The organism is Kitasatospora sp. NPDC041988, from assembly GCF_055588525.1.
Genome location: NZ_JBVJCO010000029.1, coordinates 61,791 through 88,783, shown reverse-complemented (window position 1 = coordinate 88,783; position 26,993 = coordinate 61,791). Strand labels below are relative to the sequence as shown.

Annotated in this window: 20 protein-coding genes and 1 riboswitch; of the genes, 9 read left to right on the top strand and 11 right to left on the bottom strand. The window is 72.1% G+C overall.

Going from position 1 to position 26,993, the window contains the following annotated elements; all coding sequences use genetic code 11:
• Positions 1-17 precede the first annotated feature (17 nt).
• Complete coding sequence (gene glgP / locus ACZ6NC_RS26800; protein ID WP_465736317.1) at positions 18-2,738, top strand: alpha-glucan family phosphorylase; 2,721 nt, start codon at positions 18-20, stop codon at positions 2,736-2,738.
• Positions 2,739-2,789: 51 nt separating this feature from the next.
• Here the strand turns inward: glgP and ACZ6NC_RS26795 are convergent, their stop codons facing one another.
• From ACZ6NC_RS26795 to glgX, 4 genes are all read right to left on the bottom strand, one after another.
• Positions 2,790-3,542, bottom strand: coding sequence for a class I SAM-dependent methyltransferase (locus tag ACZ6NC_RS26795; protein ID WP_465736316.1), 753 nt, complete (start codon positions 3,540-3,542; stop codon positions 2,790-2,792).
• A gap of 120 nt (positions 3,543-3,662) precedes the next feature.
• Entirely contained in the window at positions 3,663-5,531 is a 1,869-nt protein-coding gene (locus tag ACZ6NC_RS26790) for an ABC transporter ATP-binding protein (RefSeq protein ID WP_465736315.1), read from the bottom strand.
• Positions 5,528-7,369, bottom strand: a complete 1,842-nt coding sequence (locus ACZ6NC_RS26785) for an ABC transporter ATP-binding protein (RefSeq protein ID WP_465736314.1) — start codon at positions 7,367-7,369, stop codon at positions 5,528-5,530. The genes ACZ6NC_RS26790 and ACZ6NC_RS26785 overlap by 4 nt, the downstream gene beginning before the upstream one ends.
• Before the next feature lie 97 nt (positions 7,370-7,466).
• Entirely contained in the window at positions 7,467-9,680 is a 2,214-nt protein-coding gene (glgX, locus tag ACZ6NC_RS26780) for a glycogen debranching protein GlgX (RefSeq protein ID WP_465736313.1), read from the bottom strand.
• A 411-nt stretch (positions 9,681-10,091) separates the two neighbouring features.
• Here glgX and ACZ6NC_RS26775 point away from each other — a divergent pair, with 411 nt between their 5' ends.
• From ACZ6NC_RS26775 to ACZ6NC_RS26755, 5 genes are all read left to right on the top strand, one after another.
• On the top strand, positions 10,092-11,330 hold the full coding sequence (locus ACZ6NC_RS26775; protein ID WP_465736312.1) for a L,D-transpeptidase: 1,239 nt from the start codon (positions 10,092-10,094) through the stop codon (positions 11,328-11,330).
• Positions 11,331-11,548: 218 nt separating this feature from the next.
• Complete coding sequence (locus ACZ6NC_RS26770; protein ID WP_465736311.1) at positions 11,549-12,841, top strand: L,D-transpeptidase; 1,293 nt, start codon at positions 11,549-11,551, stop codon at positions 12,839-12,841.
• Positions 12,842-13,079: 238 nt separating this feature from the next.
• Positions 13,080-14,339, top strand: coding sequence for a L,D-transpeptidase (locus ACZ6NC_RS26765; RefSeq protein ID WP_465736310.1), 1,260 nt, complete (start codon positions 13,080-13,082; stop codon positions 14,337-14,339).
• 117 nt (positions 14,340-14,456) lie between these two features.
• Positions 14,457-15,014 carry an ATP-binding protein gene (locus ACZ6NC_RS26760; RefSeq protein WP_465736309.1) on the top strand — a complete coding sequence of 186 codons (558 nt, stop codon included), beginning with the start codon at positions 14,457-14,459 and terminating at the stop codon, positions 15,012-15,014.
• Between the two features lie 561 nt (positions 15,015-15,575).
• Positions 15,576-16,010: a MarR family transcriptional regulator gene (locus ACZ6NC_RS26755; RefSeq protein ID WP_465736308.1), complete on the top strand. Its 435-nt coding sequence runs from the start codon at positions 15,576-15,578 to the stop codon at positions 16,008-16,010.
• Between the two features lie 58 nt (positions 16,011-16,068).
• Here the strand turns inward: ACZ6NC_RS26755 and ACZ6NC_RS26750 are convergent, their stop codons facing one another.
• On the bottom strand, positions 16,069-16,803 hold the full coding sequence (locus ACZ6NC_RS26750; RefSeq protein ID WP_465736307.1) for a TetR/AcrR family transcriptional regulator: 735 nt from the start codon (positions 16,801-16,803) through the stop codon (positions 16,069-16,071).
• Positions 16,804-16,936: 133 nt separating this feature from the next.
• Between ACZ6NC_RS26750 and ACZ6NC_RS26745 the strand changes: the two genes are divergently transcribed.
• On the top strand, positions 16,937-18,436 hold the full coding sequence (locus tag ACZ6NC_RS26745) for an MFS transporter (RefSeq protein ID WP_465736306.1): 1,500 nt from the start codon (positions 16,937-16,939) through the stop codon (positions 18,434-18,436).
• Positions 18,437-18,539: 103 nt separating this feature from the next.
• On the opposite strand, the gene ACZ6NC_RS26740 is transcribed toward ACZ6NC_RS26745, so the two are convergent.
• Positions 18,540-19,796 (bottom strand): helix-turn-helix domain-containing protein, encoded by a 1,257-nt coding sequence (locus ACZ6NC_RS26740; protein ID WP_465736305.1) that lies wholly within the window; start codon positions 19,794-19,796, stop codon positions 18,540-18,542.
• Positions 19,797-20,122: 326 nt separating this feature from the next.
• Between ACZ6NC_RS26740 and ACZ6NC_RS26735 the strand changes: the two genes are divergently transcribed.
• Entirely contained in the window at positions 20,123-20,854 is a 732-nt protein-coding gene (locus tag ACZ6NC_RS26735; RefSeq protein WP_465736304.1) for a S1 family peptidase, read from the top strand.
• A 12-nt stretch (positions 20,855-20,866) separates the two neighbouring features.
• On the opposite strand, the gene ACZ6NC_RS26730 is transcribed toward ACZ6NC_RS26735, so the two are convergent.
• Positions 20,867-21,274 (bottom strand): DUF3291 domain-containing protein, encoded by a 408-nt coding sequence (locus tag ACZ6NC_RS26730; RefSeq protein ID WP_465736303.1) that lies wholly within the window; start codon positions 21,272-21,274, stop codon positions 20,867-20,869.
• 95 nt (positions 21,275-21,369) lie between these two features.
• Between ACZ6NC_RS26730 and ACZ6NC_RS26725 the strand changes: the two genes are divergently transcribed.
• Positions 21,370-21,987 carry a MerR family transcriptional regulator gene (locus ACZ6NC_RS26725; protein WP_465736302.1) on the top strand — a complete coding sequence of 206 codons (618 nt, stop codon included), beginning with the start codon at positions 21,370-21,372 and terminating at the stop codon, positions 21,985-21,987.
• A gap of 89 nt (positions 21,988-22,076) precedes the next feature.
• Here the strand turns inward: ACZ6NC_RS26725 and ACZ6NC_RS26720 are convergent, their stop codons facing one another.
• The 4 genes from ACZ6NC_RS26720 to gcvT form a co-directional block, all read right to left on the bottom strand.
• Positions 22,077-23,444, bottom strand: coding sequence for an L-serine ammonia-lyase (locus tag ACZ6NC_RS26720; protein WP_465736301.1), 1,368 nt, complete (start codon positions 23,442-23,444; stop codon positions 22,077-22,079).
• 145 nt (positions 23,445-23,589) lie between these two features.
• On the bottom strand, positions 23,590-24,858 hold the full coding sequence (gene glyA, locus ACZ6NC_RS26715; protein ID WP_465736300.1) for a serine hydroxymethyltransferase: 1,269 nt from the start codon (positions 24,856-24,858) through the stop codon (positions 23,590-23,592).
• Between the two features lie 132 nt (positions 24,859-24,990).
• Positions 24,991-25,368 (bottom strand): glycine cleavage system protein GcvH, encoded by a 378-nt coding sequence (gene gcvH / locus ACZ6NC_RS26710; protein ID WP_396320912.1) that lies wholly within the window; start codon positions 25,366-25,368, stop codon positions 24,991-24,993.
• Positions 25,369-25,457: 89 nt separating this feature from the next.
• Positions 25,458-26,579 (bottom strand): glycine cleavage system aminomethyltransferase GcvT, encoded by a 1,122-nt coding sequence (gcvT, locus tag ACZ6NC_RS26705; protein ID WP_465736299.1) that lies wholly within the window; start codon positions 26,577-26,579, stop codon positions 25,458-25,460.
• Between the two features lie 232 nt (positions 26,580-26,811).
• A riboswitch (glycine riboswitch) is annotated at positions 26,812-26,918 on the bottom strand.
• Positions 26,919-26,993 lie beyond the last annotated feature (75 nt).

The window sequence follows — 26,993 nt, the reverse complement described above, 5'->3', positions numbered from 1 at the left end:
GGGCTACGCTTCACGCCGTGAAGGCAATCCGCAGATTCACCGTCCGCACCGTCCTGCCCGAACAACTCCAGCCGTTGCACGAGCTGGCCCTCAACCTGCGCTGGTCCTGGCACCCCGAGACCAGGGACCTCTTCCGGTCCGTGGACCCGGAGGTCTGGGCCGCGACCGGTGAGGACCCGGTGCGCCTGCTGGGGGAGGTCCCGGCCGCCCGGCTCGCCGCGCTCGCCGCCGACCGGCGGTTCCTGCGCAGGCTCGGCGACCTCGCCGACGACCTGCGGGAGTACCTGTCCGGTCCGCGCTGGTACCAGGCGGACCGGCACGGCCTCGACCAGGAGGCCGCCGGTGCCCCGCAGCCCACCGCCATCGCCTACTTCTCGCCCGAGTACGGCATCGCCGCGGCTCTGCCCCAGTACTCCGGCGGGCTCGGCATCCTGGCCGGCGACCACCTCAAGGCCGCCAGCGACCTCGGTGTGCCGCTCGTCGGCGTCGGGCTGTTCTACCGGCACGGCTACTTCCGGCAGTCCCTCAACCGGGACGGCTGGCAGCAGGAGCGCTACCCGCTCCTCGACCCGGACGAACTGGCCGTCACCCTGCTCCGGGAGAGCGACGGCACGCCCTGCCGGGTCGACCTCGCACTGCCCGGCGGCCGCACCCTGGCCGCACACGTCTGGAAGGCCCAGGTCGGCCGCGTCCCGCTGCTGCTGCTCGACTCCGACATCGAGGCCAACTCGCCCGCCGAGCGCGATGTCACCGACCGCCTCTACGGCGGCGGCAGCGAGCACCGGCTACTCCAGGAGATGCTGCTCGGCATCGGCGGCGTCCGCGCGGTGCGCGCCTACTGCCGGCTCACCGGGCACCCCGCCCCGGAGGTCTTCCACACCAACGAGGGCCATGCAGGCTTCCTCGGCGTCGAGCGGATCCGCGAGCTGATCGCCGACGGCGCGGCCGGCCCCGGCCTCGACTTCGCCGCCGCCCTGGAGGCCGTCCGCGCCGGCACCCTGTTCACCACCCACACCCCTGTCCCGGCCGGCATCGACCGCTTCGACCGGGACTTGGTCGCCCGGCACTTCGGCGGCGACGCCGCACTGCCAGGCGTCCCGGTCGAGCAGGTGCTCGCGCTCGGCGCCGAGACCTGGCGCGGCGGGGACCCGAAGCTGTTCAACATGGCCGCCATGGGCCTGCGGCTCGCCCAGCGTGCCAACGGTGTCTCCACCCTGCACGGCGAGGTCAGCCGGTCGATGTTCAACGGCCTCTGGCCGGGCTTCGACTCCGCCGACGTACCGATCACCTCCGTCACCAACGGCGTGCACGCCGCCACCTGGATCGACCCGGCGGTCGTCCGGCTCGGCGCCGCCGAGATCGGCGCCGACCGCGCCGAGTCCGCCATGACCACCGGCGACGCCAAGCGCTGGACGGGGCTGGAGCGGATCGGCAACACCGAGATCTGGGAGCTGCGCCGCACCCTGCGGGCCCAGCTGGTGGACGAGGCCCGCCGCCGGCTGCGCGCCTCCTGGCACCAGCGCGGCGCCGGCGAGGCCGAGCTGGGCTGGGTCTCCGCGGTGCTCGACCCGGACGTGCTGACCATCGGCTTCGCCCGCCGGGTGCCCTCCTACAAGCGGCTCACCCTGATGCTGCGTGACCAGGAGCGGCTGCGCGCCCTGCTGCTGCACCCCACCCGGCCGGTGCAGATCGTCGTCGCCGGCAAGGCCCACCCGGCCGACGACGGCGGCAAGCGGCTGATCCAGCAGATGGTGGCCTTCGCCGACGACCCGGCCGTCCGGCACCGGATCGTCTTCCTGCCGGACTACGACATGGCGATGGCCCGGCACCTCTACCCGGGCTGCGACGTCTGGCTGAACAACCCGCTCCGCCCGCTGGAGGCCTGCGGCACCTCGGGGATGAAGGCCGCGCTCAACGGCTGCCTCAACCTGTCCGTCCTGGACGGCTGGTGGGACGAGTGGTACGACGGCCAGAACGGCTGGGCGATTCCCACCGCCGACGAGACCGGCGGCGTCCTCGACCCGGAGAGCAGTGAGGCCGAGCGGCGGGACGACATCGAGTCCGCCGCGCTGTACGACCTGATCGAGCACCAGGTGGCCGCCCGGTTCTACGACCGGGGCGCGGACGGGCTGCCGCACCGCTGGATCGCCATGGTCCGGCACACCCTGGTCACCCTCGGGCCCAAGGTGCTGGCCGGGCGGATGGTCCGCGAGTACGTCGAGCGGCTGTACACACCGGCCGCACAGGCCCAGCGGGAGCTGGCGGCGGCGGTGCCGGGCCCGCCGAGTGGGCAGGGCACGGGTCCGTACGCCGGGGCGCGCGAGCTGGCCGTCTGGAAGGCCCGGGTGCGGGAGGCCTGGCCGGCCGTCCGGGTCGAGCACGTCGAGGCGGACTGCCCGGACGAGGCACAGGAGCTGGGCAGTTCGCTGGCGCTACGGGTGCAGGTCGCGCTCGGCACGCTGGCGCCCGGCGATGTCGAGGTGCAGGCGCTCTCCGGGCGGGTGGACGAGTCGGACGGCATCTCGGACGCCTGCCTGCTCGCCCTGAAGCCGGTCGGCGGGCCGGACCTCGACGGGCACACCCGGTACGAGGGCTCGCTGGAGCTCTGCCGGACGGGCCCGTTCGGGTACACCGTCCGGGTGCTGCCGGCCCATCCGCGGCTGGCCTCGCCGGCCGAGCTGGGCCTGGTCGCGCTGCCGGCCGAGTCGGCGGGGATGGACGCGGGTCTGCTGCGCTGAGTGCCCGGTGAGGTGGGGAGGGCCGTCGGTCGGCCCTCCCCACCCGCGTCTTCAGCGGACGGCGGCGACCAGGGCGTCGGTGACGGAGCGCCAGGCCACCCCGGCCTCGCGGAACCCGGCCTCGACCAGCCGGGCGGTGTGCCAGCCGGCCGGGTGCGACGCGCCGGCGGTGTGCGAGCCGTAGATCGCCTTGCGGGCGGCGACGTGCTCGGCGAGCAGCGGGTCGGCCTCGGCCTCGGCCCACCACTCTGCCCAGTCGAGGACGCCCTCGGCCTTCTCGCGGGCCTGGCGCCGCTGCTGGAAGGCCTCGTCCGCGGCGGTGAGCAGCGGGATCGACTCCTCGGGGGCGTGGTCGGCGTTGAGGAGGACGCCGCCGGGGCGGACCAGCCGGGCGAGGTCCCCGTAGAGCCGGACCAGGTCGGTTGCTGGCAGCCAGTGCAGGGCGGTGGCGGTGACGACGGCGTCGAACGGGCCGGGCGGGAGCTGCTCGGCCCAGTGCGGGTCCTTGAGGTCGGCGGTGACGAGGGTGAAGCGGGGCTCGCCGGCGAAGAGGCCGCGGGCGATGGCCATCAGGGCCGGGTCCTGGTCGACGCCGACGCTGACCGCGCCGGGCAGCCGGGCGAGCAGCCGCTCGGTGATGCTGCCGGTGCCGCAGGCCAGGTCGAGGACGCGCGGTGCGGGGCCGGTGACGGCCTCGACCACGTCGAGCATCGCGCGGAACCGCTCCTCGCGGTCGGGCAGGTACCACTCCTGCTGGCGGTCCCAGCTGCGCTGCCAGTTCTGCCAGTGGTTCCGGTCGGTCATGTCCGCTCCCTCGCTCCTGGACCCGGGCCTGGGCGTGCGCCGGTGAGGCGCGGAATCGACTCTAGGCCCTTTCGGTAATGGATGAAATGGCCTAGAGGCTATTACCTGCGAGGAGGGTGGTCAGACCAGGCTGTCCCGCCAGGCCTGGTGCAGTTCGGCGAACCGGCCGGAGCCCGCGATCAGCTCCTCCGGGGTGCCGTCCTCGACGATCCGGCCCTGGTCCATCACCAGCACCCGGTCGGCGATCTCCACCGTGGAGAGCCGGTGGGCGATGATCACCGCCGTCCGTCCGGCCAGCACCGTCCGCATCGCCCGCTGGACGGCCTGCTCGCCCGGCACGTCGAGCGAGCTGGTCGCCTCGTCCAGGATCAGCACCGCCGGGTCCGCCAGCAGGGCGCGGGCGAAGGCGACCAGCTGGCGCTGGCCGGCCGAGATCCGGCCACCGCGCTTGCGCACGTCGGTGTCGAAGCCCTCCGGCAGCGCGGCGATGAACTCGTACGCGCCAATCGCCCGGGCGGCCTGCTCGACCTCCTCGCGGCCGGCGCCGGCCCTGCCGATCGCGATGTTCTCGGCGACGGTGCCGGAGAACAGGAAGGACTCCTGGGTCACCATCACCACCCCGCGGCGCAGCTCGGGCGTGGCGAGGTCGCGCAGGTCCACACCGTCCAGGGAGATCCGCCCGCCGGTCGGGTCGTAGAAGCGGGCCAGCAGCTTGGCGACGGTCGACTTGCCCGCGCCGGTCGCGCCGACCACCGCCACCGTCTGCCCGGCCGGCAGCACCAGGTCGAAGGCGGGCAGCACCTCCTTGCCCGTGCGGTAGCCGAACCGGGCCTTCTCGAAGTGCACCTCCCGCCCCTTGGTGCGGGACTTCGGCAGCGACATCGGCTCGGCCGGCTCGGCGACGGTCGGCTCATGGGCGAGCAGGCCGGCGATCTTCTCCAGCGCGGCGGCCGCCGACTGGTAGCTGTTGAGGAACATCGCCAGCTGGTCGATCGGGTCGTACAGCCGGCGCAGGTAGAGCACGAAGCCGGTGAGCACGCCCAGCTCCACCGTGCCGTCGGTGACCAGGAAGGCACCGAGCAGGACGACACCGGTGGTCCAGACGTTGGCGGTGGTGCGGGAGAGGCCGACATACCGGGCGATCTCCAGCAGGCCGTCGGCGGTGGCGGCGGCCGACTGCCGGTTCACCACGCCGAAAGCGGCGTCGTTGGCCCGCTCGCGGCGGAAAGCCTGCACCGGGCGGATGCCGTTCATCGTCTCGGTGAACCGCACGATCAGCGAGGCGGCCGAGGTGCGCGAGCGGCGGTAGACCCGGCGCGAGCGGCTCCGGAACGAACGGGCGATCAGGAAGAGCGGCACGAAGGAGGCCAGGGAGACCAGGCCGAGCCGCCAGTCCATGACCAGCAGCAGCACCGAGATGTAACAGACCGAGAGGAAGACCGTCAGCAGCTCCTGGAGGCCCTCGGAGAGCAGCTCGCGCAGCGCGTCCACGTCGCTGGTGGCGCGGGAGATGATCCGGCCCGAGGTGTAGCGCTCGTGGAAGTCCAGGCTGAGCCGCTGGGCGTGGCGGAAGATCCGGCCGCGCAGCTCCAGCAGGATGTCCTGGTTGATCCGGGCGCTGATCTTGATGAACGCCCACTGCAGCAGGGTGCTCAGCAGGGCGAAGGAGAGATAGGCGGCGATCACCGCGATCAGCGGGCCGGCGTCGTGGTCGCGCAGCGCCGGGATGCCCCGGTCCATCGCGATCGCCACCAGCAGCGGACCGGACTGCAGGGCCGCCTGCTGGACCAGGATCACCACCATGGCGATGGCGATCCGGGCCCGGTGCGGGCCGAGCAGCGAGCGCAGCAGCGCGCGGGGTGCGCCCGGCGGGACGGGGATGTCCTCCTCGTCGGCCGGCGGCGGCGGGAGCTCGTCCCGGTCCTCGGCCGTGGCCTTGGCGGCGGCCTTCGTGGTGGCCTTCTCGGCGGGCTCGATCGTGGTGGTCATCGGGCGGGGCTCCCCTCCGGTACGAGGGCGGCCTCGCCCGACATCAGTTCGCGGTAGCGTGCCGAGCCGCGCAGCAGCTCCTGGTGGGTGCCGACGGCCTCGATCCGGCCGTCCGCCAGGACGGCGACCCGGTCGGCGAGCAGCACGGTGCTCGGCCGGTGGGCCACCACCAGCGCGGTGGTCGAGCCGAGCACCTGCCGCAGCGCCTGTTCGACCAGCGCCTCGGTGTGCACGTCCAGCGCGGAGAGCGGGTCGTCCAGCACCAGGAAGGCGGGGTCGCCGACCACGGCGCGGGCCAGGGCGAGGCGCTGGCGCTGGCCGCCGGACAGGCTCAGGCCCTGCTCGCCGACCTCCGTCTCCACGCCGTCGGGCAGCGTTTCGACGAAGCCGGCCTGAGCGGTGGCGAGTGCGGCGGTCAGCCGGCCGGCGTCGGCGTCGGGCGCCCCCATCAGGACGTTCTCCCGGACGGTGGCGGAGAACAGGGTGGGCTCCTCGAAGGCGACGGCGACCAGCTCGCGCAGCCGCTCCCGGGACAGCTCGCGGATGTCCCGCCCGTCCAGGGTGATGGTGCCGCCGGTGGCCTCGTACAGCCGGGGGAGCAGGGCGGTGAGCGTGGTCTTGCCGCTGCCGGTGGCGCCGACCAGGGCCATCGTCTCGCCGCTGCGGATGTGCAGGTCGATGCCGCGGAGCAGCTCGGGGGTGTCGGGCGGGGCGTCCGGGTAGCGGAAGCGGACGCCGGTGAGGCGGATGCCGTCGGGGGCGCCCGCGGGCGCGGCCGGTGCCCCGCCATCGGGTGTGCCGCTGTCGGTTGTCCTGGCGGTCGGCGCTTCGTCGTCCGGCAGCTTCTCGTCCAGCACCTCGAAGAAGCGGTCGGTGGCGGTGGCGGCCTCGTTGGCGTAGGCGAGCAGCCAGCCGAGCGACTCCACCGGCCAGCGCAGCGAGAGCGCGGTGGAGAGGAAGGCGACCAGGGTGCCGGCGCTCAGCTCGTCGTGCGCGACCAGGTAGCAGCCGGCCGCGAGCGCGCAGCCGAGCGCCAGCTCGGGCAGCCCGACGATGACCGCCCAGAGGTTGGCCAGCAGGCCGGCCTTGCGCAGCTCGGTGCGGCGCAGCTGGTGCGCCTGCCCGTGGAAGCGCTCGGCCATCGAGCGGTGGCGGCCGAAGGCCTTGAGGATGCGGATGCCGAGGACGGACTCCTCGATCACGGTGGCGAGGTCGCCGTTCTGGTCCTGGGCGCGGCGGGCGGCGCCCGAGTAGCCGGCCTCGAACCGCCGGGTGAGCACCGTCAGCGGCGCGGCGGGCAGCAGCACGATCAGGGCGAGCCGCCAGTCCTGGGTGAACATCAGCGCGGTGCCGGCCAGGAAGGTCACCGAGTTCACGATCAGGAAGACCAGCGGGAAGGTCAGGAACAGCCGCATGGTGAACATGTCGGCGGTGGCCCGGGAGAGCAGCTGGCCGGAGCCCCAGCGGTCGTGGAAGGAGACCGGCAGCCGCTGGAGGCGGGCGAAGAGGTCCCCGCGCATCGCGGTCTCCACCCCGGCGAGCGGTCTGGCCAGAATCACCCGTCGGGCGTAGAACAGGCCCGCCTCGAAGAGGCCGAGCGCCAGCAGCAGGGCGATCAGCGGCCAGAGCGCGTCGACGTCGTGGTCGGCGATCGGCCCGTCGACGATCCTGCCGAGCACGGTCGGTACGGCCAGCAGGCTGATCGAGGCGAGCAGGGCGGAGCCGACCGAGGCGGCCAGCCGCCAGCGGATCACGCGGGCGTACGGCCACAGGCGAAGCAGTGAGCGGACGGTCGACCGGCGGGCGGGCGCGGGGGCGGGGGTTTGGTTCTCGGCCATCGCCGTGAGGGTAGGCCGGGCGCCCGTCATTTCTCATCCGGTTTTTCGCACCTGTCGGCGAGAATCGGCCACCCGCGCGGGGGCGTTCCGGTGGATGTCAGGCGGCGGGCGTGCGCAGCAGTCGCAGCGAGCGCCCGGCCAGGGTGACGGCGTCCTGCGGGCGGTGGCTGTGGGTGCCGTTGCCGCTCTCGTCCGCGGCGGTGTCCAGGACGGTGGTGTACTGCGCGTCGGGTGCGGCCCAGGGTTCGCCGGGGAGGGTGAAGGGGACGGCGTCGGGGCCGGCGTTGAGCAGCAGCAGGAAGCTGTCGTCACGCAACGGGTTGCCGTACTGGTCGCGTTCGGACATCGCGGCGCCGGAGAGCAGCATGCCGAGGCAGGCCGTCGGACCGAACCAGTCCGCCTCGGTCATCTCCTTGCCGCGCGCGGTGAACCAGGCCAGGTCGGGCTGGCCGCCGGGCACGGCGGCCCGGCCGGAGAAGAACGCCCGCTGGCGCAGCACCGGGTGGGCGCGGCGGAGCCGGACCAGACGGGCGGTGAGGTCGCGCAGCCCGGCCCAGCGCGGGTCGTCGAGCAGCGACCAGTCGAGCCAACTGACCTCGCTGTCCTGGCAGTAGGCGTTGTTGTTGCCGCCCTGGGTGCGGCCGAACTCGTCCCCGGCGGTGATCATCGGTACGCCGGTGGAGAGCAGCAGCGTGGCCATCAGGTTGCGGAGTTGGCGCAGCCGCAGGGCGTTGACGGCCGGGTCGGCGCTCTCGCCCTCGGCGCCGTGGTTCCACGAGCGGTTGTCGTCGGTGCCGTCCCGGTTGGCCTCGCCGTTGGCCTCGTTGTGCTTGCGGTTGTAGGAGACGAGGTCGCGCAGGGTGAAACCGTCGTGCGCGGTGACGAAGTTGACCGACGCGTACGGGCGCCGCCCGCCGCGCTGGTAGAGGTCCGAGGAGCCGGAGAGCCGGTAGCCCAGCTCGCGCACGTCCGGTCGGGCCCCGCGCCAGAAGTCCCGTACGGTGTCGCGGTACTTGTCGTTCCACTCGGCCCACAGCGGCGGGAAGCCGCCCACCTGGTAGCCGCCCGCACCGACGTCCCACGGTTCGGCGATCAGCTTCACCCGGCTGAGTACCGGGTCCTGCGAGACGGCGGCGAGGAACGGGTGGTCCATGTCGACGCCGTCGTTGCCGCGGGCGAGGGCGGCCGCGAGGTCGAAGCGGAAGCCGTCCACGCCCATCTCCGTCACCCAGTACCGCAGCGAGTCGGTGACCAGCCGCACGACGTGCGGCCGGCGGGTGTCCAGGGTGTTGCCGCAGCCGGTGTAGTCGGCGTAGCCGCGCGGGCGGTTCAGCGGGAGGCGGTAGTAGCCGGCGTTGTCGATGCCGCGGAAGGAGAGGGAGGGGCCGAGTTCGGCGGCCTCCGCGGTGTGGTTGTAGACCACGTCGAGGATCACCTCGATACCGGCGGCGTGCAGCGCGCGCACCATCCGCTTGAACTCGCCGACCTGGCCGCCGCGGCCGCCCGAGGAGGAGTAGCCGGCGTGCGGGGCGAAGAAGCCGACCGTGTTGTAGCCCCAGTAGTTGACCAGCCCGCGCGCCTGGAGGTGGTCCTCGCTGGCGTGCTGGTGGACGGGCAGCAGCTCGACGGCGGTGACACCGAGGGCCGTGAGGTGGGCGATCGCGGCGGGGTGGGCGAGGCCGGCGTAGGTGCCGCGCAGGTGCGGCGGGATCTCCGGGTGGCGCATGGTGAAGCCGCGCACGTGCAGCTCGTAGAGGACGGTCTCGGCCCACGGGGTCTTGGGGCGGTGGTCGTCGTACCAGTCGTCGTCGTCCTGGACGACCACCGATCTGGGCACGTACCGGGACGAGTCGCGGTTGTCCCGGACGGTGTCGGCGACGTCCGCCTCGGGCCAGTTGCGGACGGCGGCGCAGACCGCGTCGTGCGAGGTGTAACAGCCGTCGACGGCGCGGGCGTACGGGTCGAGCAGCAGCTTCGCCGGGTTCCAGCGGGCGCCCGTCCACGGGTCCCAGCGGCCGTGCACGCGGAAGCCGTACCGGGTGCCGGGGCGGACGCCGGGCAGGAAGCCGTGCCAGGTCTGGAAGTTCTGCTCGGTGAGGCGGTGTCTGCTCTCCAGGCCGTCCTCGTCGAAGAGGCAGAGGTCGACGGCCTCGGCGCCGGCCGCCCAGAGCGCGAAGTTGGTGCCCTGCCGCCCCTGGGCGTCCGTCCGGAAGCGGGCGCCGAGCGGCTGCCAGCTGCCGGGCCACGGCGGCTCGGCGGTCGGCCCGCCGCGCGGCCGCACTCCGGCTTCCAGCTCCTGCCCTGACGCCATGGCCGTACCCTCCCTGGACCCGGGGTGTCCCGGACCCCGTTCACCTTCTCTTTCCCTGATCCCACGGCCCGGAAGCCCGCTGAACGGAGGCTTGCGGCTCGGGTGTGGCGAGCGGGTGGTGAGGGGCGGCCGGTGGGGCGGTGCGGCGGCCGGGGGAGTGGGGCGCGTACGCCAGCTGAACGGAGGCTTGCGGCTCGGGTGTGGCGAGCGGGTGGTGAGGGGCGGCCGGTGGGGCGGTGCGGCGGCCAGGGGAGTGGGGCGCCGGAGCCCGGCGAACCGGGCGCCTGCCCCCGGGATGTCGCTGCGGGGGCGGTAGGCCGATGGGGTGGGGATTCCGGGTGTGGAGGCGTGTCCTGCCGGGATCGCCCTCGTTGTGGGGGGTATCGGACGGAAATGGTGGGAGGCCCCGGAATGCGGCCGCGAGGACGGGTTTGGGCACGGCGCGCGGGGGCGTTGGCCTGGTGCCTGGCGGTGCTGACGGGCTGCTCCGGCGGCGCCCCGGAGAGCGGTGACGCGGCCTCGCCGGGCCCGGGCCGCCCGGCGCCGCCGCCCGCCTCGCGGGCGGCCATCACCGCGCTGCCCGCGGACGACACGCAGGACGTGCCGCCGGAGGGCCCCGTCCGGGTCACGGTGGCCCAGGGCAGGCTGGTCTCGGTCCGGCTGGCCGACACCAAGGGCACCGAGGTGGCGGGGACGATCTCCGAGGACGGCTCGACCTGGATGCCGGACGGCCTGCTGCCGCTGGGCACCGCGTACACCCTGGATGCGGTGGCCGAGGACGAGCAGGGCCAGAAGGCGGCCCAGCACACCGACTTCTCGACCGCTGCCCGCGCCCACACCTTCGTCGCCTTCTTCACCCCGGAGGACGGCTCCACGGTCGGCGTCGGCATGCCGGTCTCGCTGCGCTTCAGCCGGCCGATCACCGACCGGGCGGCCGTCGAGAGGGCGGTCGCGGTGACCGCCGACCCGCCCGTGGAGGTGGCCGCGCACTGGTTCGGCAACCAGCGGCTGGACCTGCGCCCGCAGAAGTACTGGGCGGCGGGCACCAGGGTGTCGGTGGCGCTGCGGCTGAAGGAGGTGCAGGGCGCGCCGGGCGAGTTCGGCACCCAGACGAAGGACGTCCGCTTCACGATCGGCCGGGCCCAGGTCTCCACCGTGGACCTGGACGCCCACACCCTGACCGTGCGGGCCGGCCAGGGCGGCCGGGTGGTGAAGGCCCTGAAGGTGTCCGGCGGCGATCCGAAGCACTCGACGTACCGGGGGGTGCTGGTGGTCTCCGAGAAGTACAAGGTGACCAGGATGAACTCGAAGACCGTCGGGATGGGCGACGAGTACGACATCAAGGACGTCCCGCACGCGATGCGGCTGACCAACTCGGGCACGTTCATCCACGGCAACTACTGGGCCGACCCGGAGGTGTTCGGCACCGCGAACACCAGCCACGGCTGCATCGGCCTGGCGGACGCCAAGGGCGGGGCGAGCAAGGAGACCCCGGCGGGGTGGTTGTTCGAGCACACCGTCCCGGGGGACGTGCTGGAGGTGAAGGCCTCCACGGGGGACGTCGTCCCGCCGAACAACGGCCTGAACGGCTGGAACCTGCCCTGGGACCAGTGGCTGGCCGGCAGCGCCGTCCCGCACGGGACGCACTGAGCCCGCCGGGCCCTCCGCCCCGGTCCGAGTCCTCCGCCCTGGGCCCTCCCTTCACCCCAAGTCCACCTCTGGTCCACGGACCTCCCCCCAGGATTCACTCATTCGGCTTAGCTATCCTGCTTTTCGTGCCGAAGCTCGGCGCGAAAGATCGCCGGTCAGGTGCAACCCGTCCGGGTCGATGCGCGTCCATCAGGATGGACACCGGGAGGGGAGAAACCGTGAAGCCGGTTTTGGCGGCCGAGGCCGCAATACGCACCACCACCACCACCACCAAGAACCGTCGTAGCCGTGGCCTGCGCCGCAGTGCGGTGGCACTGGCGATGGGCGGGGCGCTGCTGTTCACCGCGGCATGCAACGACGACAAGGGCGGTGACAGCGGGACCGGCGGCGGTGACGCGGCCGCGACGGCGGGGGCCACCGGCGCCCCGGCGCCGGGTCAGAGCTCGGCGGCGCCGAAGCCCTCGGCCGCGGTGCTGACCGTCGATCCGAAGGACGGCGCCCAGGACGTCTCGCCGACCAACGGGCTGAACGTGTCGGTGGCCAACGGCAAGCTCACCACGGTCGAGGTGACCGACAAGGAGGGCAAGCCGGTCGCGGGGGCGATGACGGCGGACGGCACCGGCTGGAAGCCGAGCGCCGCGCTGGCCGTCGGCATGGTCTACAAGGTGAACGCGCAGGCCAAGGATGCCGAGGGTCTGGTGACCGCGTCGACGACCTCGTTCACCACGCTGACGCCCGACAAGAAGATCTCCACCAACGACAACATCGCCGACAACGCCACCTACGGCGTCGGCATGATCGTCTCGGTGGAGTTCAACAAGGACGTCAAGAACAAGGACGCGGTGGTCAAGGGGATCACCTTCGAGACCGGCGACGGTGTCGCCACCGAGGTGAAGGGCCACTGGTTCGGCAACCGCCGGGTGGACTTCCGTCCGGCCGAGTACTGGAAGCCGGATACCAAGGTCACCATCAAGTACCGGCTGAAGAACGTCGAGGTCGCGCCGGGCATCTACGGTGACGTGGACAAGGACGAGCCGTTCACCATCGGCCGCTCGCAGGTCGCCACCGCGGACGCCAAGACCCACCAGATGACGATCGTCCGGGGCGGCCAGAGCACGACCGTGCCGGTCACCCTCGGGGCGGACGCGACGCCGTCCTGGGGCGGCACCATGGTGATCATGTCCAAGGACAAGGTCACCCGGATGAACTCGCAGACCGTCGGTCTCGGCGGCGAGTACGACATCCAGGACGTGCCGCACGCCATGCGGCTGACCACCTCCGGCACCTTCGTGCACGGCAACTACTGGGCCAGCCCCTTCGGCAAGACCAACGCGAGCCACGGCTGCATCTCGATGGCGGACGTGAAGGGCGGCAGCGACACCTCGGTGGCGGGCAAGTTCTTCAACGACTCGATCATCGGCGACGTCGTGACCATCGTGAACACCAAGGAGAAGACCGTCTCGCCCGACAACGGGCTGGGCGGCTGGAACATCGCCTGGGCGAACTGGTAGCAGAACCGGCGGCCCGTTCGGCGGCCCGACCGGCAGTCCCGGCGACACGCTCTACCCCGGTAGCAGCCCTGCTAGTCCCGGTTCGATAACGACCGGCCCGATCCTCACTCGTTGGGGTCGGGCCGGTCGTCGTTCATGGGGTAATTGCCCCTCGAATGGCGCAACCTTTCCTTTGGCTGCGGCGTGTATCAGTCGGATCCCGCCGGAACCAGGGACGGGATCGAGGGAGGGAGTCGACGTGAGGTCGATACGCAAGGTGGTGGCCGCCGGCCTTCTCGGCGGCGCGATGGTGCTGACCAGCGCCTGTGGCGGCGGTGGCGGCAGTGGGAGCGCGGCCAAGGCCGAGCTGGGGGGCGGCGCGGCCGCGGGGGCCGCGTCGACCGCCTCGGCGGCCGCGTCCGGGGCGGCTTCCGCGCCCGGCACGGCTCCGGCGGCCGCGACGCCGAAGACCTCGGCGGCGGTGGTGGACATCCAGCCGAAGAGCGGCTCGGTGGACGTCGCGCCGAGCGGTGCGCTGAAGGTCGCGGTGGCGGGCGGCAAGCTCACCACGGTCAAGGTGAGCGACAAGACCGGCAAGGAGGTGGCCGGCACGATCGCCGCCGACGGGAGCAGCTGGACCCCGGCCGCCGGCCTCGCGGTCGGCACCGCCTACCAGGTGAGCGCGATGGCCGCGGACGCCAACGGCGTGGTCGCCTCGGCGGACAGCAGCTTCACCACGCTGACGCCCGAGCGCGAGGCGAAGGCGAGCGACAACATCGAGGACAACGCCACCTACGGCGTCGGCATGATCGTCTCGGTCGACTTCGACAAGGACGTGAAGAACAAGGACGACGTCGCCAAGGGCATCTCCGTCGAGACCGACAACGGCACGGTGGTGAAGGGCCACTGGTTCGGCAACCGGCGGCTGGACTTCCGCCCCGAGGCGTACTGGAAGCCCGGCACCAAGGTCACCGTCCACTACCGCCTGAAGAGCGTGGAGATCGCCCCCGGGGTGTACGGCGGCGTGGACCGGGACGAGCCCTTCACGATCGGGCGATCGCAGGTCTCGACGGTTGACGCCAAGACCCACGAGATGACGGTGGTCAACAACGGCCAGACCTCCACCATCGCCATCACCTCCGGCTCGCCGGAGCACCCGACCTGGAACGGCACGATGGTCGTGATGTCCAAGGAGGGCGTGGTGCGGATGCAGTCCAGCAGCATGCCCGGCATGACCGGCGCGCCGTACGACCTGCAGGTGCCGCACTCGATGAGGCTGACCACGTCCGGCACGTACGTGCACGGAAACTACTGGAGCGACGCCTTCGGCGAGGACAACGTCAGCCACGGCTGCGTCGGCCTCAAGGACGTCAAGGGCGGCGGCGGCTCCACCTCGGCGGGCAAGTTCTACGACGACTCGCTGATCGGCGACATCGTGACCGTGAAGAATTCTTCGCGCGGCCAGGTGGAGCCGGACAACGGCCTCAGCGGCTGGAACCTGACCTGGAGCGCCTGGTAGGAGCCGGTTCGCGGCAACCCGGGCTTGACGGCGGGCCGGTCCGGGTTGCACCCGGCATATGCCGATCGGGTCGTGATCGTTTGCTCATTGTCCGTACGCGGCTGCTTGCGTTCCGCAATGATGGGTCGCATGGCGGGTTGGGGCGAAACAGATCAGTCATCACTTCCTGGGTCCAGCTTGGTTGCTGACGCGTCGTGGATGTGCTTCCAGGACATGCTCGCGGCCCTGGAGCGGCTCAGCTCGGAGGAGCTGGAGCAGATGTATTCCGGCAGGCTTTGCGATCAGTCGGAGCCGGGCGAGGTGCGGTTGCCGTCCCGCCCGGAGTCCGGTCCGGTGGCCCGTCGGCTGGTGCTCTCGGTCCTCGAATCCTGGGACCTGCACCAGCAGTTGGAGGTCGGCGAACTGCTCACCAGCGAGCTGGTCGCCAACGCGGTGCGGCACGCGGCCGGGCGCACCATCGGCCTCCAGGTGACGCGCAAGCCGGGCTGGCTGCGGGTCGAGGTACGGGACTCCTCGCGCTCCCTGCCCTGTCTGATCCTGGCCGAGCCGCTGCCGGTCAACGAGCGCGGGCGCGGCCTCAAGGTCGTCGACGACCTCTCCGACCGCTGGGGCGCGGACCTGCTGCCGCGAGGCAAGGGCGTCTGGTTCGAGCTGAAGGTCCGCGAGCGGCACTGAGGCTCTTGGCGGGCGCGCCGGGGGCTCTTGGCGGAGGTGCCGGGCCCGGAAAACACGCAGGGCCCCCGACGGCGCCGTGGTCCGGCAGCTGGGGGCCCCTGCAAGTCATCGCGCCGGCCAAGGGGGTGCGTGCCGCGCGATGGGCGACGGCTGTGCCAGGTCGGGCCAGCCGTAGTCTCGGTGCCCACGGCGGAGGCGAGATCATCTCGCTGTCGTCCGCGCTTGGACTCCTTGACTATCGCACGAATCTCAGCATGTGGGCAAACCGGGAATCTTGGATTACAAGGTTTGTAACCTGGTTCGCCTTTGGATTTTGCATAGGTTAACGCTTGTGCCTGAGATTATTCATGATCGATGCAAACCGGCCCGGGTGCGGGCGGCATGGCGGCGCACCACTGCGGCCGGCCGCCGGCGGGCAGGTGGTCGATCAAGGGCTGTCGGGTTCGAGCAGAAGCCGTCGGGCGCCGTGCCGGGTCCGTGACCGGACGTAATCTCGTTGACTTCACGTGGGCTTCTGGTTTTACGGTGCCCCTGGCAAGCGATCGTCCAGGGGGGAAGTTCATGACGAACCAGCAGGCTCGGAACCAGCAGGCCCACGAGGCCCTTGTCGCGTTCGACCGGGCCCGGCAGGCGGACTTCGGCTTCAGTCGGCCGCAGTTCTGGCTGCTGCGCCACCTGTCGAAGCACGACCTCTCGCCCGACGGCCGCGGCATGACCGTGGCCGAGCTCCGGCGGGCCCTGCGTTCCCACCTCGGCCCCGAGGACGACCTCGGGGCCGAGGCCGAGGCCCTGCTGGAGCTCGGCTGGCTCGCGGGGGACGGTGAGGGGCGGCTGTGGATCACCGAGTCGGGCGAGGCGGCCCGCGCCGACCTCCGGCAGTGCGCCCCGGCCACGCGCGAGCAGGCCCACCGCGGCGTCGACGACGCCGACCACGTCACCGTCCCGAAGGTGTCGCGGCAGATGATCCGGAACGCCGGCGGCCGGCCGGCCGCGTAGCCGCTCCCGGAGCCCGCCGCACAGGAAGTCGGCCGGGGGGCGTCACCTGCGGCCCGGGTCACGCACCCGGGAGGCGCAGGGCCAGGCCGTCCAGGACGACCTCCAGGCCGTAGGCGAACTTGGCGTCGCGGATCTCGACGGGGTCGACGGCCGCGGCCGCGGCGGCGGCGTAGGAATCGGGCAGGTGCTCGTGGCCGGCGGCGGCCTCCTGGGCTGCGGGCATGAGGCGGGCGATGAACTCCGCCTCGCTCTCCCCGGAGCGGGCGACGGTGGTGAGCCAGGCCGTCTCCGTCGTGGTCATGCCGATGACGTACGTCAGTACCGTGTCGATCGCCCGGTTCGGCTCGGGGAAGCCGAAGGAGATGAAGAGCGCGGCGAGCCGCTCGGAGAAGGACATCAGGTTGGGGCCGAGGTGGGCGAGGCCCGCCGTGCCGAGGACCGAGGACAGCCACGGGTGGGCCAGCGCGGTGGCGCGGAAGGACTGGGCGGCCGCGACGGTGGCGGCCCGCCAGTCGGGGCTGTCCACGGGCGGGAGGACGAACTCGCCGAAGACCTCGTCCACCGCGAGCTCCATCAGCTCGTCCTTGGTGGCCACGTGCCGGTAGAGCGAGGTCGCGCCCGCGTTCAGGCGGGCGCCGAGCTTGCGCATGGAGAGCGCCTCGATGCCGTCGGCGTCCAGCATGGCGATCGCCTCGCGGACGATGGCCGCCCTGCTCAGTGCGGGCTGGTCGGGCTCGCGCTGCTGCCGGGTCCAGACGGACGCGACCGGGTTCTGCTTCGTCTTCGGGGGCATGGCCTTCCTCCACTCTCCTGCGTACACCGTGCGCATCCAGCGTACATGCGTGAGGGCTTGCGCACACCGTTCCGCTCTGCGTACAGTGTGCGCATCGAAGGAACAGCGTGCGCAAGCCGAAAGGGAAAGACCCATGGAAACCCGCAACCCACGTCGCTGGTGGATCCTCGTCGTGCTCTGCCTCAGCACGCTGGTCCTGGTGATCGACAGCATGGCGCTCACCGTCGCCGTCCCCTCCATGACGGAGGACATCGGCGCCAGCACCCAGGACATCCAGTGGATCCTGGACTCCTACGTCCTGGTGTTCGCCGGACTCCTTCTCACCTCGGGCAGCCTCGGGGACCGCTTCGGCCGCCGCAAGGTGATGATCATCGGCCTGCTGCTCTTCGGAGCCGCCTCACTGGCCGCGACCTTCTGCACCAACCCCGGTGAGGTCATCGCCTCCCGGATCGCGATGGGCGTCGGCGGTGCGCTGATCATGCCGTCCACCCTGTCGATCCTGATCACCGTCTTCGAGGAGGACGAGCGCAGCAAGGCCATGGCGGCCTGGGGCTCGGTGTCCATGCTCGGCCTGGTCGGCAGCCCGGTGCTCGGCGGCTTCCTGATCGACCACTTCTCCTGGCACTCGATCTTCTTCATCAACGTCCCGGTCGTCGTCCTCGCCGTCCTGGCCGGCCTCACCCTCATGCCCGAGTCCAAGGGCCCGTGGCAGAAGCCGGACCCGCTGGGTGCGATCCTCTCCGCCGCCGGTATGACCGCCCTGATCTGGTGGATCATCGAGATCCCGCAGCACGGCGCCTTCGAGGGCAAGTCGCTGATCACCCTGACGGTCGCCGTCGTCGCCCTCGGCGGGTTCGTGATCTGGGAGAACGTCACCGAGTCGCCGATGGTCCCGCTGGTCCTCTTCAAGCACCGCAACTTCAGCGGCGGCTCACTCTCGCTGACCCTCGTCCAGATCGGCAACGGCGGCCTGCTCCTCGTCCTCACCCAGTACCTGCAGTTCGTCCTCGGCTACTCGCCCGTCAAGGCCGGCCTCGCGTTCGTCCCGCTGGCCGTCGCCGCCCTCATCGGCAACGGCGCCGGCGCCGGCCTCGCCGCGAAGATCGGCAACCGGGTCCTCATCCTGGTCGGCATGTTGATCATGGCCTCCTCGTTCGCCATCCTCACCACCGTCACCGCCGACAGCGGCTTCACCGTCCCGGCCGTCGCCCTCGGCCTGCTCGGCCTCGGCGCCGGCCTCGCCATGCCGGCCGCCGTCGGCGCCCTGATGGGCACCATCCCGGCCGACAAGGCCGGCGTCGGCTCCGCCCTCAACGACACCATCCAGCAGGCCGGCACCGCGCTCGGCATCGCCATCCTCGGCTCGCTGCTCTCCAGCCGCTTCGCCCAGGAGATGCCGGCCGGTTCGTCGGAGCAGGCCAAGCGCTCGATCGGCGACGCGCTGGCCGCCGCCAACGGCGACGCGGGCCTCGTCCACGCCGCCCGGGAGGCCTTCACCTCCTCGATGTCCACCACCTTCACCATCAGCGCGGTCAGCATCCTGGCCGCGGCCGTCCTGGCCACCCTGGTCATGCGGAACGGCAAGCCCGAGGCCGCGCAGGCCGCCGCCGAGGAGGCGGAGCTCGCCGCCTGACCCCCGCCCGGACGACGAAGGCCGGCACCCCCTCCCCGGGGTGCCGGCCTTCGTCGTCGACCGCCTCTGAGGGCCGCGCCTCCGGCAGCCCCCGGTCAGCCGGTCACTCGTCGACGGGGGTAGGGGCCCAGCCGGTGCGCTCGTCCTTGTAGAAGTACCCCGGCGCGCCCTTCAGGCCGACGGTGCGGAAGGGCTTGCCGTGGTCGTTGACGGGAAAGGTGCCGTGGCGGTCGCCGCTGCTCCAGGCCAGGACGAGGTTCCAGCTGACGTCCTGGGAGGTGGTGCGGGCGTCGATGTTCAGCACCTGCGGATCGGTGGCCGACACCGAGTAGGGGAAGTTCGAGGTCTTGCCCTTGACGGCGCCCTCCAGAGCCGGGACGGGCACCGGGCGCGGGGCCGTGGAGTCCAGGTCGACGGCGAAGGCCGATGGGGTGATCTCGCCGCCGCAGCCGGACTCCGGGGTGTAGGCGTTCCACTTCGGGGCCGGCCGGGTGCTGACCACCTCCACGTAGAGGGCGCTCAGGACGACGGGCTTGGCGTTCTCGCCCTGTGCCGTCAGTTGCAGCCGCAGATGCCCGCCGGGGAGGGCCTGCTGGTCGGCGGCCCAGCTCTCCATCCGCTGGTTCGCCGGGGGCGCTGCCACGGCGCGCGGGGCACGGGGGCTCAGGAACCACTGGCCGCAGGGGCTGCCCCAGTTGTCCGTCAGGACGTTGACGTGGAAGGGCGGTGTGTCGTCCTCGGGCGCCGACGAGGCCGGCCCGGTGGACGTCGGGGTGGACGTCGGGGTGGATGCCGGAGTGGTGGCCGGCGTGGCAGGGGCGGGGGCGGCCGGGGTGGAGGCGGTGGTGGCCGACGGCTGCGGGCTCGCGGCCGGGGTGTCGGTGCGACCCGCCAGATCGAGGACCGGGATCGCGGCCACGGCGACGACGGCCACGGCGGCGGCGCTCAGGAGGATCCGGGTGTTCGGCAGCCGACGGCGTCGCCGGTCGTCCTCGGCCGGCTGCGGCTGCGGCTGCGGCGTGGGCGCGGGCTCGGCTTCCGGTGCCGGGATTGGTGCGGGGGCCGGTTCGGGCGCGGGCCCGGCGACGGATGCGGGCGGGCCGGACGGCTCCCGGCGGCGGGCCGCGTCCGCCAGGATCCAGCGACGGTGGAGCTCGACCAGTTCGTCGGCGCTCGCCCCGCAGACCCGCGCGAGCCGCTCCACCGGCGCGTACTCGTTGGGGACGGCGGCGCCGTTGCAGTACCGGTGGAGCGTCGAGGTGCTGACGTGCAGCCGGGTCGCGAGCGTGCCGTAACTGCGGCCCGAACGGTCCTTCAGCTCGCGCAGCATCGCCGCGAATTCCTCGGTCTCCACGCTCATGTTCGCATCCCCCTCGTCCCGGTACGGCGTTCCAGGCTCCCCCGAATCCGCAGCTCACGGTACCTGTCGGCGTTCCAGCGTCCCGAACTGCCCGGCAGGGCTGGCGGCCGGGACGGACCGGGAGCCAGTCTGCGGTCAGCGGCAGCCCGTACTGGCCTTCGTCCACGGCCCGTCCGTCGGCACCTGGCGGCCGACGCCCGCCGACGCCCTTCGGCCGTGACCCTCGGCAGTGCCACCCCGCAGCAGTGATCCCCGGCAGTGCTTCCCACCCGTCATTTCTCAGCGAAAGCGAGTCCATCCGTATGCGTACGCCGAAGCGACGCCACATGAGCATCCCGTTCGCCGCCGCCGCTCTGCTGGCGGTCGCCGCCGGGCCGGCCGCCGCCGTGCACGGCGGATCCGACACCACCACCTCGGCCCACCCGTTCGTCGTGGCGCTGGAGACCGCCACCGGCGAACAGTGGTGCACGGGCGCCCTGATCGCGCCCACCAAGGTGCTCACCGCCGGCCACTGCGTCGCCGAGGCCGGCGACCCGAGCACGCTGCGGGTGATCGCCGGCCGGACCGACCTGACGGGCTCCGGCGGGCAGGTGCGGCACGTGAAGGGCTTCAAGCTCGACCCCCGCTACACCACGGGCCTCCAGCACGACTCGGCCGTCCTCACCCTGGACCGGCCGCTTCCCCAGCGCACCGTCCGGGTGGCGGGGCAGCGCGACGAGGGGCTGTACCGCAACGGCGGCACGGCCACCGTCTACGGCTACGGCCGCACCGGCGACGGCGGCCCGGGCACGCACCTCAAGCGGGCCGCGCTCACCCTCGCGCCGCTGGCCGACTGCGAGGCCTACACCTGGCCCGCCGACACCCCGAGCCTCAAGGTCTGCGGCGTGCCCAGGCCGGGGAGGGCCGACAGCGTCTGCAAGGGCGACTCCGGCGGGCCGCTGGTCGTGAACGGTGTGGTGATCGGCATCGTCACGACCGGCAACAAGTTCTGCGACTCCCAGCAGCCGGTCTCCGTCTTCACCCGTGCCACCGACGTCCCGGCGGAGATCCTCCGCTAGGGCTGGACGGATTCACCCCGCCGCCTGGCGGGCCCGCTGTTCGGCCAGCCGGCGGTGGGCGTCGGGCCAGTGGAGCGGGAGCTGTTCCACCGGGGTCTCCCAGAAGGTGAAGGTGGATTCCTTGGTGGTCGAGCGGAGGCCTCTCATCACCGAGCGGTGCGGCTCGGCGGAGGCGAAGGCGTCGAGATCGTCGCGGCTCTCCCAGGCGGAGAGGGTGTAGAAGGTCCGTTTCAGGGGCTGGGTGATCAGGGAGGCGCCGAGGGCGCCGGGGGAGGTGCGCAGCTGGCGCCAGACGGTGAGCGATTTCAGGAAGAAGCGCGGGACGTCGGCGAGCGAGCGGACCTCGAAGCGGGAGGCCATGACGACGGCACGGGTGCCGGGGGTGGCCGGATTCGGGGTGATCCAGGGGAGTGTGGGCATGGCTGATCCGCCTCCGTTATTGGGTAGTGGCACTATCTATGTTAGACAGTGAAGGTATCCAATGACCAGAGGGAGCCGGAGAAAGGCAGGGTGCCGTGCGCATTTCGGAGTTGAGCCGCCGCAGCGAGGTCCCGATCGCGACGATCAAGTACTACCTGCGGGAGGGGCTGCTGCCGCCGGGCCGTTCCGTCGCCGCGACCCAGGCCGAGTACGACGAGACCCATCTGCGCCGGCTCGGGCTGGTCCGGGCGTTGATCGGGGTCCGGGGTCTCAGTGTGAGCGAGACCAAGGCGGTGCTGGGGGCGGTCTCGGCGCACCAGGCCGAACGGCACGAGGTGCTCGGCCTGGTCATGGGCGCCCGGCCGGTCGACGACGACGAGGAGCCGGCCCCCGCGCCCGGTGCGGCCGAGGTGGACGCGCTGATCGCGGAGCTGGGCTGGGAGGTGTCCGAGCATGCCCCGGCCCGTGGAGCGCTGGGGGAGACTCTGGAGAGCCTGCGCTCCCTCGGCGAGCCGGTCGACCGGAGGTCCCTGCTCCGGTACGCCGAACTCGCCGAACGGATCGCCGTGGTCGACCTCGACCGGATCGCCGACACCGAGGACCCGCTCGAACAGGCCGAACGCGCCCTCGTCCTCACCGTCCTCCTGGAGCCGGCCCTCCTCGCGCTGCGCCGGCTGGCCCAGGAGAACGAGTCGGCGAAGCGGAACACCTGAACCACCTGCGCGCCTGAGCCCTGGTACGCCAGAGCCCCCGGAACGATCGATCGCGTTCCGGGGGCTCTGGCCTGCCTATCGCAGCGGGATCAGCACTCGATGACGTTGACCGCGAGGCCGCCGCGCGAGGTCTCCTTGTACTTGATCTTCATGTCCGCGCCGGTCTCCTTCATGGTCTTGATCGCCTTGTCGAGGGAGACGTGGTGGCGGCCGTCGCCGCGCAGGGCCATCCGGGCCGCGGTGACGGCCTTCACGGAGGCCATGCCGTTGCGCTCGATGCAGGGGATCTGGACCAGGCCGCCGACCGGGTCGCAGGTGAGGCCGAGGTTGTGCTCGATGCCGATCTCGGCGGCGTTCTCGACCTGCTCGGGGGTGCCGCCGAGGACCTCGGCGAGGCCGCCGGCCGCCATCGAGCAGGCGGAGCCGACCTCGCCCTGGCAGCCGACCTCGGCGCCGGAGATGGAGGCGTTCTCCTTGAAGAGCATGCCGATCGCACCGGCGGCGAGGAGGAAGCGGACGATGCCTTCGTCGTCCGCGCCGGGGATGAAGTTCAGGTAGTAGTGCAGGACGGCGGGGATGATGCCGGCCGCGCCGTTGGTGGGCGCGGTGACGACGCGGCGGCCGGAGGCGTTCTCCTCGTTGACGGCCATCGCGTAGAGGGTGACCCACTCCATCGCGTTGGCCGGGCCGATGCCCTCGGCGCGCAGGGCGCGGGCGCCGGAGGCGGCGCGGCGGCGGACCTTGAGGCCGCCGGGGAGGATGCCCTCGCGGGACATGCCGGCCCGGACGCACTCCTGCATGACCCGCCAGATCTCCAGCAGGCCGGCCCGGATCTCCTCCTCCGTCCGCCAGGCCTTCTCGTTCTCCAGCATCAGGCCGGAGATGGAGAGGCCGGTCTCCCGGCTGAGCCGGAGCAGTTCGTCGCCGGTGCGGAAGGGGTACTTCAGCGCGGTGTCGTCGGGCTTGACCCGGTCGGCGCCGATCGCGTCCTCGTCGACGACGAAGCCGCCGCCGACCGAGTAGTACGTCTTCTCCAGCAGTGGGGAGCCGTCGGCGGCGTAGGCCCAGAGGGTCATGCCGTTGGCGTGGTACGGCAGCGAGCGGCGCCGGTGCAGGATCAGCTGGCTGTCGGGGTCGAAGTCGATGGCGTGGCTGCCGAGCAGGTTCAGCCGCTTCTCGGCGGTGATCCGCTCGACGTCCGCGTCGGCCTTGTCGACGTCGACGGTGCGCGGGGAGTTGTTCTCCAGGCCCAGCAGGACGGCCTTGGGGGTCCCGTGGCCGTGGCCGGTGGCGCCCAGCGAGCCGAACAGCTCGGCGCGCACGCTCGCCACGTCCGTCAGCAGGCCCTCGGACTTCAGGCGGCGGGCGAACATCCGGGCGGCGCGCATCGGGCCGACGGTGTGGGAGCTCGACGGGCCGATGCCGATGGAGAAGAGGTCGAAGACGCTGATGGCCACGGAGGACGTCCTTGTCTGGTCTCGTGGAAGGACAAGCAGGCGGGGTGCCGGCACGGAACGGGGCACCGCGCGCACTGTCCAGTGTGCGCGGTGCCCCGGAATCCCAGGTGGCCCGGCGGGGTGAGGCCGGTCACCTACGACTGAATTACAGGTTCGGGTACAGCGGGTACTTCTCGGCGAGGGCGGTGACCCGGGCCTTCAGCGCGGCGGCGACGGTCTCGTCGAAGGCGGGCTTGAGCGCCTCGGCGATGATGTCGGCGACCTCGCGGAAGTCCTCGGCCTGGAAGCCGCGGGTGGCGAGGGCCGGGGTGCCGATCCGCAGGCCGGAGGTGACCATCGGCGGGCGCGGGTCGTTCGGGATGGCGTTGCGGTTGACCGTGATGCCGACCTCGTGGAGGCGGTCCTCGGCCTGCTGGCCGTCGAGCTGGCTGTTGCGCAGGTCGACCAGGACCAGGTGGACGTCGGTGCCGCCGGAGAGCACGGACGCACCGGCCTCGGCGACGTCGGCCTGGAGCAGACGCTCGGCGAGGATCCGGGCGCCGTCCAGGGTGCGCTGCTGGCGCTCCTTGAACTCCTCCGTGGCGGCGACCTTGAAGGCGACGGCCTTGCCGGCGATGACGTGCTCCAGCGGGCCGCCCTGCTGGCCGGGGAAGACCGCGGAGTTGATCTTCTTGGCCCACTCGGCCTTGGAGAGGATGACGCCGCCGCGCGGGCCGCCCAGGGTCTTGTGGGTGGTGGTGGTGACCACGTCCGCGTACGGCACCGGGTTGGGGTGCAGGCCCGCGGCGACCAGGCCGGCGAAGTGCGCCATGTCGACCATCAGCAGGGCACCGACCTCGTCGGCGATGCGGCGGAACTCGGCGAAGTCCAGCTGGCGCGGGTAGGCGGACCAGCCGGCGATGATCAGCTTCGGCTGGTGCTCCTTGGCGAGGCGCTCGACCTCGGCCATGTCGACCTGGCCGGTCTTGTCGTCGACGTGGTACGCGGCCACGTTGTAGAGCTTGCCGGAGAAGTTGATCTTCATGCCGTGGGTCAGGTGACCGCCGTGGGCCAGGCTCAGGCCCAGGATGGTGTCACCCGGCTGGATCAGCGCGAACATCGCGGCGGCGTTGGCCTGCGCGCCGGAGTGCGGCTGGACGTTGGCGTGCTCGGCACCGAACAGGGCCTTGATCCGGTCGATCGCGATCTGCTCGACCACGTCGACGTGCTCGCAGCCGCCGTAGTAGCGGCGGCCGGGGTAGCCCTCGGCGTACTTGTTGGTCAGCACCGAGCCCTGGGCCTCCATGACCGCCACCGGGGCGAAGTTCTCGGAGGCGATCATTTCCAGGGTGGTCTGCTGGCGGTGCAGCTCGGCGTCGACCGCGGCGGCGATCTCGGGGTCGAGCGAGTGCAGGGACTGGTTGAGAACCGTCATGGTGTGGTCTTCCCAAAGAAGAGACGGAGGTGCCGCGCGTGTCGCGCCCTTGGAAGGGTGGCGGCGGGCGACGGGAGGGCGGAGGAGGCCAGGCGGGGCGGCCGCCGCGCTGCGGCCGCCCCGGCGGGTGGCTCAGGCCGGGTTGGTGAGGGCGTCGTACTCGGCGGCGCTCAGCAGCTCGTCGGTCGACTCGACGCGCACCTTGAACAGCCAGCCACCCTCGAAGGGGGCGCTGTTGACCAGCGAGTTGTCGTCCAGGACGTCCTGGTTGACCTCGGTGATCTCACCGGTCACCGGCGAGTACAGGTCGCTGACCGACTTGGTGGACTCGAGCTCGCCACAGGTCTCACCGGCGGTCACGGTCTCGCCGACCTCGGGCAGCTGCACGTAGACGATGTCACCGAGGGCGTCGGCCGCGTGGGCGGTGATGCCGACCGTGGAGACACCGTCCTCGGCGGCGGTCAGCCACTCGTGCTCCTTGGTGTACTGCAGGTGCTGGGGGTTGCTCATGGCGTCATTCTCCAGGATGGGAAGCGGGTACGACGAAGCGGCCCGGCGGCCGGGCATGCCTCGGCTGGGGAAAGCGGGAGGGGAAGAGGTCAGCGGGCGCGCTTGTAGAAGGGCAGCGCCACGACCTGGACCGGCTCGTGCTTGCCGCGGACGTCCACCGCGACGGTGGTGCCGGGGGTGGCGTGCGCCGCGTCCACGTAGGCGATCGCGATCGGCTTGCCCAGGGTGGGGGAGGGCGCGCCGGAGGTGATCCGGCCGATCGGGGTGCCGTCGGCGGAGACCACGGTGTACTCGGCGCGCGGCACCCGCTTGCCCTCGGAGACCAGGCCGACCAGCACCCGCGGCGGGTTGGCCTCGGCCTCGGCGGCGGCCTTCTCCAGCGCCTTGCGGCCGACGAACGTGCCCTCGTTGGTGGTCTTGTCGAAGCGGACCACCCGGCCGAGGCCGGCGTCGAACGGGGTCAGGTCGGTGGAGAGCTCGTGCCCATACAGCGGCATGCCGGCCTCCAGGCGCAGCGTGTCGCGGCAGGAGAGGCCGCAGGGGACGAGCCCGCGGTCGGAGCCGGCCTCGGTCAGCGCCTGCCAGATCTGCTCGGCGTCGCCCGGGTTGCAGAAGATCTCGAAGCCGTCCTCGCCGGTGTAGCCGGTGCGGGCGAGCAGCACGTCGCGGCCGGCCACCTGGGCCGGGAGGATCGCGTAGTACTTCAGGCCGGGCAGGTCGGCGTCGGTGGTGGCGGTGAGGATCGCGGTGGCCTCCGGGCCCTGGACGGCGATCAGCGCGTAGGTGTCGCGGTCGTCGGTGACGACGGCGTCGTAGCCCTTCGCGCGGGCGATCAGCTCGTCGAGGACCAGCTGGGCGTTGGAGGCGTTGGCGACGACCAGGAAGGCGTCCTCGCGCAGGCGGTAGACGATCAGGTCGTCCAGGATGCCGCCGTCCTCGGCGCAGATCATGGTGTAGCGGGCGCGCAGGACGCCCAACGCGGAGACGAAGCCGACCAGCGCGTGGTCCAGCATCTCGCCGGCCTGCGGGCCGGTGACGGTGATCTCGCCCATGTGGGAGAGGTCGAAGAGACCGGCCTTGGTGCGGACGGCGAGGTGCTCCTCGCGCTCGCTGCCGTAACGCAGCGGCATGTCCCAGCCGGCGAAGTCGGTCATGGTCGCGCCGAGGGCGCGGTGCAGCGCGTCGAGCGCGGTGAGGCGGAGGGACGACATGGCCTGGAACTCCTCGGTCTGGGCACTCAGGGGTGCGCACGCCGGACCGGTCCCGCTCGGTGAGGGACCTGGCCTGCGCGCGGGCATGCGGCGGCGGGGTCTCCCCATCTGTCGTCGTACCTGAGAGCTTCACCGCACGCGGGCCCGCAGCTCTTACAGCTAACAGGACAGCATGGCGGCTTGCACCGTGGGTGGGCGCGCGACCGGGCCGTGCGCCGCTTTCCAGATGTGCCTAATCCGTGCGGTAGGGGTGCCTGAGAGATTCCGGGGAGGACTTGCTCCTTCGGCGCCGGCTCGGCCGCCTTTCGGCGGCACTCCGGACTCTCCCGCGCGGGTTCGAGCGGCCGGTATGGAGTTAGGGGCGGCCCCTGCGAGAACGCGGAGCCGCGGACATCATGGCACGTCCGGCGCCCG